Here is a 13,227-nt window from a genome sequence, read left to right as displayed (position 1 = left end):
GGCACTCCTATTTTTGCGTGCGCTGTGGTCAGCGGCTGTTGCGCGGAAAAAACGGTGGGCGCGGCAATTGGCGGCCTATCAGCGTCCAGGCGCTGCGACCGGTGAGCTGGGCCACGATGGCGGCCTTGAGGGGCGGAATGCGGCGCGAGGCCTCAATGATGGCTGTGCGCACCAGGCGGGGCACGGGGCGCGCATCGGTAAACAGCTTCACCACCGTGTTGGTGCCCTGGAAGATGGGCCATGCATGGCGGTGGTGGCCCTGTGCGTAGGGTGCCAGCACGGCGGCCTTGCCCCAGTCTTGACCGGCAGCGCGGGCAGAGACGATGCAGGCGGTCAGGCGTTCCACGCCGGACAGGCCCAGGTTGTAGCCATGGGCCGTGACCGGGTGCATGCCGACCGCGGCGTCGCCCAGCAAGGCAAAACGCTCACCACTGAAACGGTGGGCATAGGTGGCCACCAGGGGGTAAATGTGGCGCTCGCCCACCAGTTGCATATCGCCCAGACGGCTTTGGAAGTGGTTTTGCACATGGGCGGCAAAGTCTTCGGGCGACAGCTGCATCAGTTGCTGCGCATCGGCCGAATCGGTGGTGACCACGGCCGAGCACAGCAGCTCGCCGGTGTCCGGGTCGGGCTGCACGGGCAAGATGGCCAGGGTGCGGTCATAGCCAAAGCACTCATGGGCCTTGTCTTCGTGCGAGACGCTGGTGCGCATGCGGCAGACGATCACGCTGCGGCCAAAGTCGGTCATTTGCGTGCCCACACCCAGCATGCGCCGCACCGCAGAAAAACGGCTGTCTGCGGCCACGACCAGCGGCGCTTTGAGTGGGGCCGCATCCACGCGCACCCCCTTGTCGTCCTGCGTGTAATGCACTTCGGCGTGGCTGTCACTGGTGGTGACTTGCGTCACCCGTGCGCCGGTGATGATGTGCACGCCCTGGGTGGTGCTGGCCACTTCCCAGGCGGTGCGGCGCAGCGCAAAGTTGGGCACGATGCGGCCCAGATAGTCTGCACCGCTGCCCTCCGCGACGATGTCGAGCGTGGAGCGCACACCCACCGGGCCATCATGCACGATGGCGTCCCGGATCGTGCCAATCTCGTGATCCTGCAGGCGCGCCCAGGTGCCCAGGCGCTGCAAGGTCTGCACGCTGGGGTGGGTCAGCGCAATCTCGCGGCCATCGGGCGCGGGGCTGGCCAGTTGGGATTCGTCCTGCAGTTCCAGCACCGTGGCTTGCAAGCCCGCGTGGGCCAAAGAGATGGCGAGCGACAGGCCGGCAGGACCTGCGCCCACGATAAGGACATCGGTGTTCATGGACATGTGTGCAATCACTGTGAAAGTGGGCCCCTATTGTGGCCCGGTCTGTAGGCGGTCTTTGTCAGTGCTGAAGGCGCATTGTGCGTCGGTTTGCGCGCTGGATGGCTTGCACTGTATCAAGGGCACGGTGTGGGGGCGCCTTCTATCGCCGCCGACCAACGGTTGAAAACTTGCGGCTTGTCAATTCGGGACGCTGGCATGGCGGCGGGCGCCGGTCAGCGCTAGGGTGGTGCCCATGCCTGCAACTACCATGCCCCACACCCGCCGTACCCCTTTGATGCGCCGCTACCAAAACTGGCTGGCGCAAACCCGAGGGCTGCATTTTGAGAGCTACGACGCGCTGTGGCGCTGGTCTGTCACTGATCTGGATGGCTTTTGGCAAAGCATCTGGGATTATTTTGAGATGCAGTCCCCCACGCCGCACAGCGCAGCGCTGGGCCGCAACGTGATGCCCGGCGCCCAGTGGTTCCCGGGCGCACAGGTCAACTACGCCCAGCAGGTGCTGCGCCATGCGGATGCCGCCCACGCGGCGGGCATGCCTGCCGTGATTGCGGAGAACGAGCGCGGTGAGGTGACCGAGTTGAGCTGGCCCGAATTGCGCCGCCAAGTTGCCTCTCTGGCCCTGCATTTGCAGGCGCAGGGTGTGCAGCCCGGTGACCGCGTGGCGGCATACCTGCCCAACATTCCGCAGGCGATCGTGGCTTTTCTGGCCGTGGCCAGCGTGGGCGGTGTGTGGAGTGTGTGCTCGCCCGACATGGGAACGGCGGCGGTGCTCGACCGCTTCAAGCAGATCGAACCCAAAGTATTGATTGCCGTGGATGGCGTGTACTACGCCGGCAAGGCCATGGACCGGGGGCAGATCGCCAGCGAACTGCGTGCGCAACTGCCCAGCGTGCAGCACATGCTGGTGCTGCGCACCCCGTTTGCCACGCAGCAGGTGCCGGACAGCGCCAACTGGAGCGATGCCGTGGCGCGCGACGATGCGGCGGTGGCCGCGTTTGCGCCGCAGTGGCTGCCGTTTGACCACCCGCTGTGGATTGTGTATTCCAGTGGCACCACGGGCTTACCCAAGCCCATCGTGCACGGGCATGGCGGCATCGTGATTGTGGCGCTGGCCATGAAAGCCTTGCATAACGATGTGGGCTGCAGCTACGACCCCGAGAGCTGGGGCGAGCGCTTTCACTGGTACAGCTCTACCGGCTGGGTGATGTGGAACTCGCAGGTTGCGGGCCTGCTGGGCGGCACCACCTGCGTGATCTTCGACGGCAGCCCCGGTGGTAGCAAAGACCAGCCCGACTGGGGTGTGCTGTGGCGCTTTGCGGCGCGCCACCAGGTCTCCAGCTTTGGCGCGGGTGCGGCGTTTTATGCCAACTGCATGAAGGCCGGCTTGGATTTGGCGCAATGCGGGGATTTGTCACGCATCACTTCGCTGGGCAGCACCGGCTCTCCCCTGCCGCCCGATGTGCAAGCCTGGGGCACACAGCAATTTGCGCAGATGGGCACACCCCATATCTGGTGGAACAATTTGTCGGGCGGCACAGACTTTTGTGGCGCTTTTATTGGCGGCAATCGCGAGCTGCCCCAGCAACCGGGCGAAATGCAATGCCGCATGCTGGGCGCGGCCGTGGAAGCTTGGAGCGAGGCGGGCGAGCCCGTGACCGACGCCGTGGGAGAGCTGGTGTGCACCCAGCCCATCCCGTCCATGCCGCTGTATTTCTGGGGTGATGCAGGCAACCAGCGCTATCTTGGCAGCTACTTTGACATGTACCCCGCAGGCCATGGGCGCCAGCCTGGTGGCGGCGATGGGGCGGCAGCGATGGGCGGTGTGTGGCGCCACGGGGACTGGCTCAAGGTATCGCCGCACGGCGGCTGCACCATCTATGGCCGCAGCGATGCCACCATCAACCGCCATGGGCTGCGTATGGGCACCAGCGAAATCTACAGCGCAGTGGAAGCGTTGCCCGAGGTGCTGGACAGCATGGTGGTGGATTTGGAATACCTGGGCCGCGAGAGCTTTATGCCCATGTTTGTGGTGCTGCGCGATGGGCTGCAGTTGGATGCTGCACTGCAGGCCAAGCTGGCAGCCGCCATCCGTCAGGCCCTTTCCCCGCGCTTTGTGCCGGATGAAATCGTGCAGGTCGCAGAGATTCCCCGCACCCTGACGGGCAAAAAGCAGGAGCTGCCCATCAAAAAGCTGTTGCTGGGCCAGCCTTTGCAGAAAGTGGTCAACCCGGACACCATGGCCAACCCCGCCAGTTTGGACTGGTTTGTAGGCTATGCGCAGCGCAAGCAAGCGCTGGTTGCATAGGCGCTGTGATGCCTGCGCTGGATACAGGGTGTTGCGCCGAGCCCCCAGTGCTGCATGGGTGGCGCAGGCTTGCGGGGTACACTTAGCGCGTTTTGAGTTCGCGTCCCCTTCTTTTTTCGCACTCCACACCATGGCCGTTGACTCGCAGGGCCCCGCCCGATCCAGCTTTGACCTTAAAAGCGCCCAGTTGCCGGTGATGGCGGTGGCATTGCGCGACACCCAGGTCGCTGTCCTGGCCAAAGATTTGGCCCAGCGCCTGGCGGACGACCCCGATTTTTTTGATAACGACCCGGTGCTGGTGGACTTGCAGCATGTACGTGACAGCACCGAGGCGATTGACTTTCCCAAGCTCATCAAGCTGTTGAAAAAACACCGCACCTTGCCGGTGGCCGTGTGCAATGGCTCGGCGCAGCAGATGGCCGCGGCGCATGACGCGGGGCTGATGCCCGCCCCGGATGCACACCCCGTGCGCACCAAAGAAGTGGTGCGCGAGGTGGAAATCATCCGTGAAGTGCCCGTGGAGGTGGTGCGCGAAGTGCCTGTACCTGCTGCCAACGCCATGATCATTGACAAGCCCTTGCGCTCCGGCCAGCAGGTTTATGCCAAGGGTTGTGATCTGGTGGTGATGGCCGTGGTCAGTTATGGTGCGGAAGTGATCGCCGATGGCAACGTCCATGTCTACGCACCCTTGCGGGGTCGTGCCGTGGCCGGGGCGCGCGGCAATACCGAAGCGCGCATTTTCAGCACCTGCATGGAGCCGCAGCTGCTGTCGATTGCGGGCAACTACCGGGCGCTGGAAGCGGACCTGCCCCAAGACATCGCAGGCAAGCCTGCCCAAGCCCGTTTAGAGGGTGAAAAACTGGTGATTGAGCCCATGCGTTTAGCATGAGCACCTGCAACCGCACTCTCCACACACCCATTTTCTACAAGATTCTTCGCTAAGGAACCCAGCAAACATGGCCAAAATTGTCGTAGTGACCTCTGGTAAAGGTGGCGTGGGTAAGACCACCACCAGCGCAAGTTTTGCATCTGGCTTGGCCCTGCGCGGCCACAAAACCGCAGTGATCGACTTTGACGTCGGTCTGCGCAATCTGGATCTGATCATGGGCTGCGAGCGCCGTGTGGTGTATGACCTGATCAATGTGATCCAAGGTGAAGCCAACCTCAATCAGGCGCTGATCAAAGACAAGCAGTGCGACAACCTGTTTGTGCTGGCCGCCTCGCAAACCCGCGACAAGGAAGCATTGACGCAAGAAGGCGTCAAAAAGGTGCTGGACGACCTGTCTGCGATGGGGTTTGATTTCATCATCTGCGACTCCCCTGCGGGCATTGAAAGCGGCGCACTGATGGCCATGCACTTTGCCGATGAGGCGCTGGTGACCACCAACCCGGAAGTCTCTTCGGTGCGCGACTCGGACCGCATCTTGGGCATGCTGGGCTCCAAGACCGACAAGGCAGCCAAGGGCCAGAGCGTGAAAGAGCACTTGCTGATCACGCGCTACAACCCCAACCGCGTGGAAGACGGCCAGATGCTGTCCATTCAGGACATTGAAGACATTCTGCGCATTCCCCTGATTGGCGTGATCCCCGAGTCTGAGACCGTGCTGCAAGCCTCGAACCAGGGCGTGCCCGCGGTGCACATGGAAGGCTCGGACGTTTCCGAGGCTTACAAGGACGTGATTGCCCGTTTTCTGGGCGAAGAAAAGCCAATGCGTTTTACCGAGGCGAGCAAGCCCGGCTTCTTCAAGCGCATGTTTGGCGGGAGGTAAGCAGCCATGTCCATTATTTCTATGCTGTTGGGTGAGAAGAAAAAATCGGCTTCGGTGGCCAAAGAGCGTTTGCAAATCATCCTCGCGCGTGAACGCGTGGGGGGCGCTTCGGGCCAGCCCGACTACCTGCCCGCGCTACAGCGCGAGCTGATGGCGGTGATCTCCAAGTACGTGTCGATCAACCCCGAAGACATCAAGGTGCAACTGGAGCGCCAAGACAACCTGGAAGTGCTGGAAGTGAAGATCGAGCTGCCAGAGTCTTCGCGCTAAGCCTGGAGCCAGGCGCAAAAAAACCGCAGGCCCGATAGGGTGCTGCGGTTTTTTTATGGGTGCCGTGCGCTACGGCACGCCGCTCTAGCGCATCTGGCCTGCGTGGTAGAGCAAAGGTGCTGCGTTGGCGCTATGGCTGCAGGCCAGCACTTCGCCCACCATGATCAGGTGGTCGCCTTCCGGGTACTGGCTGCGGGCGCGGCACTCAAAGGTGGCCAGCGCATCGGCCAGCAGCGGCACGCCTTGCGCGTTGGCCGACCACTCCACGCCAGCAAAGCGGTCGATACCGCGCTGCGCAAACTGAAATGCCAGTGCCTTGTGGTGGCTGGCCAGCACATGGATGGCGTAGTGGCTGCTTTGCGCAAAAGCCGGGAAGCTGCCCGAGCTGCGCGCAATGCTCCACAGCACCAGTGCAGGATCGAGCGAGACGGAGTTGAACGAGCTCACCGTCATGCCCACGGGATTGCCTTGCGCATCGGCCGTGGTGACCACCGTCACACCGGTGGCGAATTGCCCCAGCGCATTGCGGAAGTCGCGTTCAGAAAAAGAAGCTTGGCACACAGGTGCAGCAACAGCAGAGGTATTCACAAGAGCGCAAGTCAAAGTAGATCGCAAATTATGCAAAGCGCCGTCTGGCCATGTGTGGGTGGGGCTAATACCGGCGCGCATGCGATGCGCGATCAAGGGGGAGGCGGCGGGCCTGCCGCTGCGTGCGTCATCGGGCGTGATCGTCGCCGCAGGCAGAGCGGTAGGGGTAGGAAGTTTTTTAAGAGCGCTTAGCGCTGGTAATTCTTAGCTTTCAGATAAAAAACTATTGGAAATTCAATGAAATCAAGCGTAAGCAGCTATTTAAAGCGAAGCGGTTGTCGCATTCGTGCCGAACGGCGTTTGATGCGAGTCAAAAAAATCATAGCGAAATAAAAACTTCTGCACCACGTAGCGGTGAAAAGCCGACCTTTTGTAGAGATTTGTTTCAGAATGTCTGCGGATTGCAGTGTTTTGGCGCTGCAGCTTGCTCTTTTAACCCGTGCAAAGGATGTTGACCGTGAAGAAGACCTGGATAACGCTGGCCGTGATGGCTGCAGGTGTGATGGCTGCCCCCGCGATGGCTGCAGATTGCACCATCACCATTGAAGGCAATGACCAGATGCAGTTCAACATCAAGCAGGTCGAAGTGCCCAAGTCTTGCACCAAATACACCATGACCTTGAAGCACACTGGCAAGATGCCCAAGTCGTCGATGGGCCACAACATCGTGCTGACCACCACGGCAGACGCCAACGCGGCCGCGGCCGATGGCATGAAAGCCGGCATGGCGGCGGACTACGTCAAGCCCGGCGATAGCCGCGTGATTGGCTATTCCAAGATGATTGGCGGCGGTGAAACCACCACCTTTGACTTTGAAGTGGCCAAGCTCAAGCCGGGCACCGAGTACACCTATCTGTGCTCCTTCCCCGGGCACTCCTTCATCATGCGCGGTGTGCTCAAGCTGGGCAGCTAAGTTCGCCAGCGGCACTGCTGCAAAGCCTTGTGTGCCGTGGGCCCACAAGGCTTTTTTCTTGTGCATGCCTTCGGCCACAATGCGCGCATTCCCCCACTCCTTTGCTTTCACCATCGCCCATGCTGCACTACCACACCATCCCCGTCACCGCCTTTCAACAAAACTGCTCTTTGGTGTGGTGCGACCAGACCAAAGAGGCCGCCGTTGTGGACCCCGGAGGGGATCTGGAGACGATTGAATGGGAGCTCGAGCGCCTGGGGCTGCAGCCCAAAGCCATTTGGTTGACGCACGCCCACATCGACCATGCAGGCGGTGTGGCCGAGCTGGCCGACAAGTTCAAGCTGGACATCGTGGGGCCGCACGAAGGCGACCGTTTCTGGATTGCCGGGCTGCCGCAGCAAGGGGCGATGTTTGGCTTTCCCCCGGCAGAGCCGTTTGAGCCCACGCGCTGGCTGCAAGATGGCGACACCGTGCGCATCGGGTTCGAGACGCTGAACGTGCGCCACACGCCGGGCCACACGCCGGGGCATGTGGTGTTTCATGCACCGCAAATTGACCGTTGTTTTGTGGGCGATGTGCTGTTTGCCGGCAGCATTGGCCGCACCGATTTTCCCCAGGGCAACCACCAGCAGCTGCTTGATTCCATCGTGCAGCGCCTGTGGCCCATGGGCGATCAGACGGTGTTTATTCCCGGCCACGGGCCAGAGAGCAGCTTTGGCCGCGAGCGCAAGACGAATCCCTATGTGGGCAATACCTGAAGCTGCATGCAGCAACTGAAAAGCGCTTTTCTCCTGCCCGCCCCGCCAACGCGCAGCGCTGCAGTACCCGGCCGCTACGGCGCGAAAAAGCGCAAAGTCCTTTTCAATATTGATGCGCGTCAATCAATCGGGAGCGGAATCTCTCGGGTAAACCCTTGATCTCCTAGCATGCGGGCATTGCCAGCAAACAAAGGACAGAGATGGGCGCGCGAATTGGAATTATTGGGGCCGGTCAGGTGGGCGCTGCAGCGGGGTATTTGCTCTCTGCGATGCCGGGCATCAGCGACATTGTGCTGGTGGACACCAACCCCGCACGTGCTGCGGGCGAGGCCGCAGACATTGCCCATGCCGCCGCATTTGGCACCTCAGCGCGTGTGGTGGAAGGCAGCTATGCCGATTTGGCGGGCGCGGCCGTGGTGGTGATTACGGCGGGGGCCAGCCTGCAGCCTGGCCAAACCCGGCTGCAGCTGCTGCACCAGAATCTGCACATCATGGACGGCATCTTGGCCCAGGTGCTCAAGGCCGCGCCCGACACTGTGCTGCTGTTTGCTACCAACCCGGTGGATGTCATGCCTGCTATAGCGGTGCAGCGCTTTGGCGTGGCGCCGGGCCGCGCGATTGGTACGGGCTGCACGCTCGACTCCATCCGTTTCCGTGATCGTCTGGCGCAGCACCTGGATGTGGCGCCCGCTTCCATCCACGCCTATGTGCTGGGTGAGCACGGCGACTCGTCCGTGGTGCATTGGTCCAACGCCTTGATCGCCGGCATGCCGGTGCTGGAGTTTGCCGTGCAGCGGGGCCGCCCCATTGATGCGGCCTTGCAGCAGCACATGGAGCACGATGTGCGCACGGCGGCTTACCGCATCAAGGCGGGCAAGGGGGTGTCGAACTTCGGGATTGGTGGCTGCATTGCGCGCCTGGTCAAAGCGATGGTCGAAGATGAAAGCAGCATCCACCCGGTCTCCACCTTCATGCCCCAGCTGCTGGGGGTGGCCAACACCTGCGTGTCGCTGCCGCATGTGATCAGCAGCCGGGGGGCTTCTGCGCCGTTGATGCCGCAGCTGGATGCTGCTGAAACGGTAGCGCTTCGCGCAAGTGCTGCAACGCTTGCAACCGCTATTGATGATGGATTGAAAGCGCTGGGCTAAGACCGGTGCACTGCGCGCTCGCCCGCGTGGCCTAGCGCGAACGGCGCGCCGCTTGGTACAAGCCCTGCACGCTGGGCACGTTGCGCTGCAGCTCACGAATGCGCTCAGGCCCGCTGGGGTGGGTGGAGAGGAAAGACAGCCCGTTGGCATTGTTGCCTGTGGCGTTGCCCATCTTCTCCCACAGCGCCACAGCCGCCTGGGGGTTGTAGCCTGCGCGTGCGGCAATCTCCAGCCCCACCAGATCGGCATCGCTTTCATCGTTGCGGCTAAAGCGCAGGCTCAGCAGCTGGCCGCCCAGCCGTGCGGCGTAGTTGCCCACATCGCCCAGGCCCAGCAACTGGGCACCCAGCGAGATGCCGAGGCTGGTGGCCGAGTTTTTGGCCAGTTGCTCGCGCGAATGCTCGCGCAGGGCGTGGGCCATTTCGTGGCCCATGACCATGGCGATCTCGTCGTCCGTGAGCTGCAGCTTTTGGATGATGCCGGTGAAAAACGCAATCTTGCCCCCGGGCATGCAAAACGCATTCACATCATCGCTGCGAATCAAGGCCACGGCCCACTGCCAGTTGCGGGCCCGCTCGTTCCACGCATAGGTGTGGGGAATCAAGGCCTTGGCAATCCGGTGCAGGCGCTGGGTTTGCGGGTCGTTGGGGGCCACCAGGGCACCTTTGGACTGGGCTTGCTGAATCAGCTGCGCATATTGCTGGTTGGCGGCTTGCTCCAAGTCTTCGGCGGGCACCAGATGGCGCAGGCGCGAGGCTTCGCCCACTTGCACCTGCGCCCAAGCGGGCACGGCTGCCGCAGCCACGGCGCTGCCCCCCAGCTGCAAAAAAGCGCGCCGCGCCTGCCACAGGCTGTGCCTTGCACCCGCATGCGCGCTGCCGCACCAGCAGGTGGTGGCGCAAGAGTCGGACATAGGTGGGGGCAGGAATTCAACAGGGGACATGCGTGGCTCCATCTTCAAACGCCTCCAGTGTAAAAGCGGGGGCACGGCTAGGTCTGTCGGTTTTGACGCATTTCGCTGTGCACCACCAGCCACAAGCCCAGCAATACCAGCGCCAAGCCACACCATGCCAGCCAGCCGGGGCGCTCGCCCACCACCACCATCGCCAAGACAAAGGCGGTGATGGGCTCAAACTTGCTCAAGGCCACGCTGGTGGCCGCAGAAATGCTGCGCAGGCCGATGGAAAACAGCAAATACGCCACACCCGTGGCCACCACCCCCAGATACACCACCACGGCCCAGCCTTGTGCGTTGGTGTGGGGCATGCCGCCCAGCAGCGCAGCGATGGGCACTGCAATCAGCGCGGCGCTGAAAAATACCCAGGCATTCACGCGAGTCACGCCTGACTGCACGATCAGCGGCTGGCTGATAACGGCATAGGCACCATAGGCCAAGCCCGCCAGCAGGCACAGCAGCAAGCCGGTGGCTGAAGCGCTCATGTCGCCCCCTTTGCCTTGGGTCATCACAAAGCCGCCGATCACGCCCACCGTGGTGCCCAACCACCACAGCCCGCCGGGCCAGCGGCGCAGCATGAGCGCTTGCAGCAGACCGGCCCATACGGGGCTGGAGCCAATCGCCACCGCGGTGCCCAGGCCAATACCGGTGGTTTGCAGGCCTGCAAAAAATGCCAGGTTGTAGGTGACCATGCACAGCGCACACAGCAGCATGCGCCCCCAGTGCAGCGGCGCTTGGCGGGTGGTGGCGCTGCCCTTGAGCACACTGCCCAGCAGCACAAAGAATGCACCAGCCATGACCAGTCGCAGCGCGCCCACCCAGAACGGCGGCATGCCCTCGGGGGCAAAACTGTTGGCAGTGCCCGTGGTGCCCCACAGCACCGCGGCCAAAAGTACGAGCACGACACCGTGCAGGGAGGAAGAAAATTGCGGCATGCAGCGATGCTGCCACCAAAGGCCGCCGCGAATGTCGAGCAACGCGCATAGTGCGCGGCCTGCCGTCAGTCGGCCGTGCGGGTTGTGCCTGGCACTTGGCTGCGCACGTGCCGCGCGCCGGTCTGGCGGTCGCGCCGCAGCGCATAGGCCAAAGCGCTGGCTGTGGCATAGCCGCAGCTGCGGGCACAGGCCTCTAGGCTGCGGCCACGCGCTAGCAGGCGCTCGGCCTCATCGAGCCGTATCTGGCGCAGCCATTGCTGCGGGGTCTGCCCCGTCAGCTCCTGCCAGCGTGCATGAAAGCGCTGGGGGCTGAGATGGGCCAAGGCCGCCAGGCGGGCCGTGGGCCAGTCGCTGTGCAAGCGGGCGCGCACCTGCGCTTCGATGGCAGCCACATCCACCGCACGTCGCGGCAGCAGCGCCGGGGATTGCAGCAGCAGTTGCAAGCGCTGTGCAGCGGGCATGAGCTGCGGTGCGCAGCGTGCAGCGGCGGGCACTTGAAACCGGCGCACCTTGTCCAGCGCGGTGTGGGCGATGCCCGCCACATCCAGCACCAGCATTTGTGCCCCCGGCGGGGCCAGATAGCCGTGGCGGCTGCCCGCAGGAATCAGCAGCCCGCAAGCGGTGTCGACAAAATTGCTGCGGCCATCGACTTCCAGCTCCATGCGCCCCGCCAGCGCATACAGCAGTTGGGCGTGACCCTCGTGCACATGCGCCGCATGCTCGCCGCAGTAATGGCGAATGCTGCAATCAACGGTAACAGGGGGTGCGGCGCAGGTCATGTGGGCTGTCATGGTAGCGGTGCTGGCGATAATGGGGCAACGCTTTTTGCACCGCACCATGTCCGACGCTTCCCAACCTACCCCCGCTACCACCAGCCCGCCTCGCCGCTCTTGGCGTGCCACGTTGAAGGTGTACGCAGAGCCGGCCAGCCTGCGTATGCTGGCGCTGGGCTTTTCTGCCGGTCTGCCCTTGCTGCTGGTGCTGGGGACGCTCTCATTTTGGTTGCGCGAAGCGGGCATCAACCGCACCACGATTGGCTATCTGAGCTGGGTGGCGCTGGCCTATGCCTTCAAATGGATGTGGTCGCCGTTGGTCGACCGCATGCCGATCCCGTGGCTTACGCGGGCACTGGGGCGGCGGCGCAGCTGGCTGCTGCTATCGCAGGCGATGATTGTGGCGGGCTTGGTGGGCATGGCGTTCAGCGACCCGATCCAGGCCCTGGACCCGATTGTCTGGTGCGCGCTGGCGGTGGCCTTTGGCTCGGCCACGCAAGACATTGCGCTGGATGCCTTCCGCATTGAGTCGGCCGACACCGACCACCAGGCCGCCTTGGCCGCCACCTACCAGACGGGCTATCGGCTGGCCATGATCTGGGCGGGCGCGGGCGCGCTGTGGTTGGCGGCGCGTGCGCAGGGCGATGTGACGGGCTATGTGCACGGCGCCTGGCAGGTTGCGTATCTGGTCATGGCGGCCAGCATGCTGGTGGGGGTGGTGACGGTGCTTTGCTCGAAAGAGCCCAACCCCCAGCCGCTGCCAGCGTCCAAAAATATCGCGCAATGGCTGCAAGGTGCGCTGGTGGCACCGTTTGCCGACTTTATCCAGCGCTACCGCTGGCAAGCGGCCCTGGTGCTGGCACTGATTGCGGTCTACCGCATCAGCGATGTGGTGATGGGCATCATGGCCAACCCGTTTTATGTGGACATGGGCTTTAGCAAGGATGAGGTGGCCGCCGTCACCAAGGTGTTTGGTGTGGTCATGACGCTGCTGGGCGCCTTCATTGGGGGCGTGATGTCCATGCGCTGGGGCGTGATGCGGGTGCTGATGCTGGGCGCCGTGTTATCAGCCGCCAGCAATTTGCTGTTTGCCTGGCTGTCCACGCGCGGCCATGACCTGACCGGGCTGACGCTGGTGGTCAGTGCCGACAATTTGGCCGGTGGCATTGCCTCGGCGGCTTTTATTGCCTATCTCTCCAGCCTGACGAATGTGCAGTACTCGGCCACGCAGTACGCGCTGTTCAGCTCCATGATGCTGCTGGCCCCCAAGTGGCTGGCGGGCTTTTCTGGCCAGTTTGTGGATGCGTATGGCTACGAGACCTTTTTTGTGGGCACGGCCTGTTTGGGTGTGCCGGTGCTGCTGCTGGTGGCGCTGGCGGCGCGGGTGCGGCTGCGCTAAGTGGTAAAAAAGGAGCTGCCAGCGCTTGTGAAATAAGGATTTCACATAGAAAAGCTGCTGAAACCCAGGTTTAACCAGCGCTGACAGCTCCGTTTTTAT

The 13,227-nt window shown here is 62.9% G+C and carries 13 protein-coding genes; 8 read left to right on the top strand and 5 right to left on the bottom strand.

Features of this window, described 5'->3' with window-relative positions:
- Window positions 1-28: 28 nt before the first annotated feature.
- Window positions 29-1,315, bottom strand: coding sequence for a 5-demethoxyubiquinol-8 5-hydroxylase UbiM (gene ubiM, locus B3R00_RS01025; protein WP_376747655.1), 1,287 nt, complete (start codon window positions 1,313-1,315; stop codon window positions 29-31).
- Between the two features lie 232 nt (window positions 1,316-1,547).
- On the opposite strand from ubiM, the gene B3R00_RS01020 reads away from it, so the two are divergent.
- The 4 genes from B3R00_RS01020 (at window position 1,548) to minE (ending at window position 5,659) form a co-directional block, all read left to right on the top strand.
- A complete protein-coding gene (locus tag B3R00_RS01020; RefSeq protein WP_286996902.1) occupies window positions 1,548-3,620 on the top strand; it encodes an acetoacetate--CoA ligase in 2,073 nt (690 codons plus the stop codon).
- Window positions 3,621-3,750: 130 nt separating this feature from the next.
- Entirely contained in the window at window positions 3,751-4,509 is a 759-nt protein-coding gene (gene minC / locus B3R00_RS01015; RefSeq protein WP_286996900.1) for a septum site-determining protein MinC, read from the top strand.
- Window positions 4,510-4,576: 67 nt separating this feature from the next.
- Window positions 4,577-5,389: a septum site-determining protein MinD gene (minD, locus tag B3R00_RS01010; protein WP_174863205.1), complete on the top strand. Its 813-nt coding sequence runs from the start codon at window positions 4,577-4,579 to the stop codon at window positions 5,387-5,389.
- Window positions 5,390-5,395: 6 nt separating this feature from the next.
- Window positions 5,396-5,659, top strand: a complete 264-nt coding sequence (gene minE / locus B3R00_RS01005) for a cell division topological specificity factor MinE (RefSeq protein ID WP_174863204.1) — start codon at window positions 5,396-5,398, stop codon at window positions 5,657-5,659.
- Window positions 5,660-5,743: 84 nt separating this feature from the next.
- On the opposite strand, the gene B3R00_RS01000 is transcribed toward minE, so the two are convergent.
- A complete protein-coding gene (locus B3R00_RS01000) occupies window positions 5,744-6,247 on the bottom strand; it encodes a flavin reductase family protein (protein WP_286996899.1) in 504 nt (167 codons plus the stop codon).
- Between the two features lie 457 nt (window positions 6,248-6,704).
- Between B3R00_RS01000 and azu the strand changes: the two genes are divergently transcribed.
- The 3 genes from azu to B3R00_RS00985 all read left to right on the top strand — a co-directional run bounded on the left by azu (window position 6,705) and on the right by B3R00_RS00985 (window position 9,066).
- Window positions 6,705-7,160: an azurin gene (azu, locus tag B3R00_RS00995; protein ID WP_286996898.1), complete on the top strand. Its 456-nt coding sequence runs from the start codon at window positions 6,705-6,707 to the stop codon at window positions 7,158-7,160.
- A 119-nt stretch (window positions 7,161-7,279) separates the two neighbouring features.
- Window positions 7,280-7,918: an MBL fold metallo-hydrolase gene (locus B3R00_RS00990; protein WP_219163406.1), complete on the top strand. Its 639-nt coding sequence runs from the start codon at window positions 7,280-7,282 to the stop codon at window positions 7,916-7,918.
- A 200-nt stretch (window positions 7,919-8,118) separates the two neighbouring features.
- Window positions 8,119-9,066, top strand: coding sequence for a lactate/malate family dehydrogenase (locus B3R00_RS00985; protein WP_286996896.1), 948 nt, complete (start codon window positions 8,119-8,121; stop codon window positions 9,064-9,066).
- 31 nt (window positions 9,067-9,097) lie between these two features.
- On the opposite strand, the gene B3R00_RS00980 is transcribed toward B3R00_RS00985, so the two are convergent.
- The 3 genes from B3R00_RS00980 to B3R00_RS00970 all read right to left on the bottom strand — a co-directional run bounded on the left by B3R00_RS00980 (window position 9,098) and on the right by B3R00_RS00970 (window position 11,747).
- Window positions 9,098-10,009: a M48 family metallopeptidase gene (locus tag B3R00_RS00980; RefSeq protein WP_376747656.1), complete on the bottom strand. Its 912-nt coding sequence runs from the start codon at window positions 10,007-10,009 to the stop codon at window positions 9,098-9,100.
- A gap of 47 nt (window positions 10,010-10,056) precedes the next feature.
- Complete coding sequence (locus B3R00_RS00975) at window positions 10,057-10,956, bottom strand: DMT family transporter (protein ID WP_286996894.1); 900 nt, start codon at window positions 10,954-10,956, stop codon at window positions 10,057-10,059.
- Between the two features lie 65 nt (window positions 10,957-11,021).
- Window positions 11,022-11,747: a helix-turn-helix domain-containing protein gene (locus B3R00_RS00970; protein ID WP_286996893.1), complete on the bottom strand. Its 726-nt coding sequence runs from the start codon at window positions 11,745-11,747 to the stop codon at window positions 11,022-11,024.
- Between the two features lie 46 nt (window positions 11,748-11,793).
- Between B3R00_RS00970 and B3R00_RS00965 the strand changes: the two genes are divergently transcribed.
- Complete coding sequence (locus B3R00_RS00965) at window positions 11,794-13,128, top strand: AmpG family muropeptide MFS transporter (RefSeq protein WP_286996891.1); 1,335 nt, start codon at window positions 11,794-11,796, stop codon at window positions 13,126-13,128.
- The last annotated feature ends 99 nt before the right edge of the window (window positions 13,129-13,227 follow it).

It is taken from the genome of Comamonas sp. UBA7840, from assembly GCF_002501455.1.
GTDB classification, from domain to species: Bacteria; Pseudomonadota; Gammaproteobacteria; order Burkholderiales; family Burkholderiaceae_C; genus Comamonas; species Comamonas jiangduensis.
The sequence above is the reverse complement of the archived record's forward strand: the minus strand, read 5'-3'. Positions and strand labels throughout refer to the sequence as shown.

What these genes read in the sequence shown, in the direction of transcription:
- ubiM (WP_376747655.1), bottom strand. Translation starts at nt 1,315, where the DNA reads ATGTCCATGAACACCGATGTCCTTATCGTGGGCGCAGGTCCTGCCGGC.
- minE (WP_174863204.1), top strand. Translation starts at nt 5,396, where the DNA reads ATGTCCATTATTTCTATGCTGTTGGGTGAGAAGAAAAAATCGGCTTCG.
- B3R00_RS00990 (WP_219163406.1), top strand. Translation starts at nt 7,280, where the DNA reads ATGCTGCACTACCACACCATCCCCGTCACCGCCTTTCAACAAAACTGC.
- B3R00_RS00985 (WP_286996896.1), top strand. Translation starts at nt 8,119, where the DNA reads ATGGGCGCGCGAATTGGAATTATTGGGGCCGGTCAGGTGGGCGCTGCA.
- B3R00_RS01020 (WP_286996902.1), top strand. Translation starts at nt 1,548, where the DNA reads ATGCCTGCAACTACCATGCCCCACACCCGCCGTACCCCTTTGATGCGC.
- minD (WP_174863205.1), top strand. Translation starts at nt 4,577, where the DNA reads ATGGCCAAAATTGTCGTAGTGACCTCTGGTAAAGGTGGCGTGGGTAAG.
- B3R00_RS00970 (WP_286996893.1), bottom strand. Translation starts at nt 11,747, where the DNA reads ATGACAGCCCACATGACCTGCGCCGCACCCCCTGTTACCGTTGATTGC.
- B3R00_RS00980 (WP_376747656.1), bottom strand. Translation starts at nt 10,009, where the DNA reads ATGTCCCCTGTTGAATTCCTGCCCCCACCTATGTCCGACTCTTGCGCC.
- B3R00_RS00975 (WP_286996894.1), bottom strand. Translation starts at nt 10,956, where the DNA reads ATGCCGCAATTTTCTTCCTCCCTGCACGGTGTCGTGCTCGTACTTTTG.
- B3R00_RS00965 (WP_286996891.1), top strand. Translation starts at nt 11,794, where the DNA reads ATGTCCGACGCTTCCCAACCTACCCCCGCTACCACCAGCCCGCCTCGC.
- minC (WP_286996900.1), top strand. Translation starts at nt 3,751, where the DNA reads ATGGCCGTTGACTCGCAGGGCCCCGCCCGATCCAGCTTTGACCTTAAA.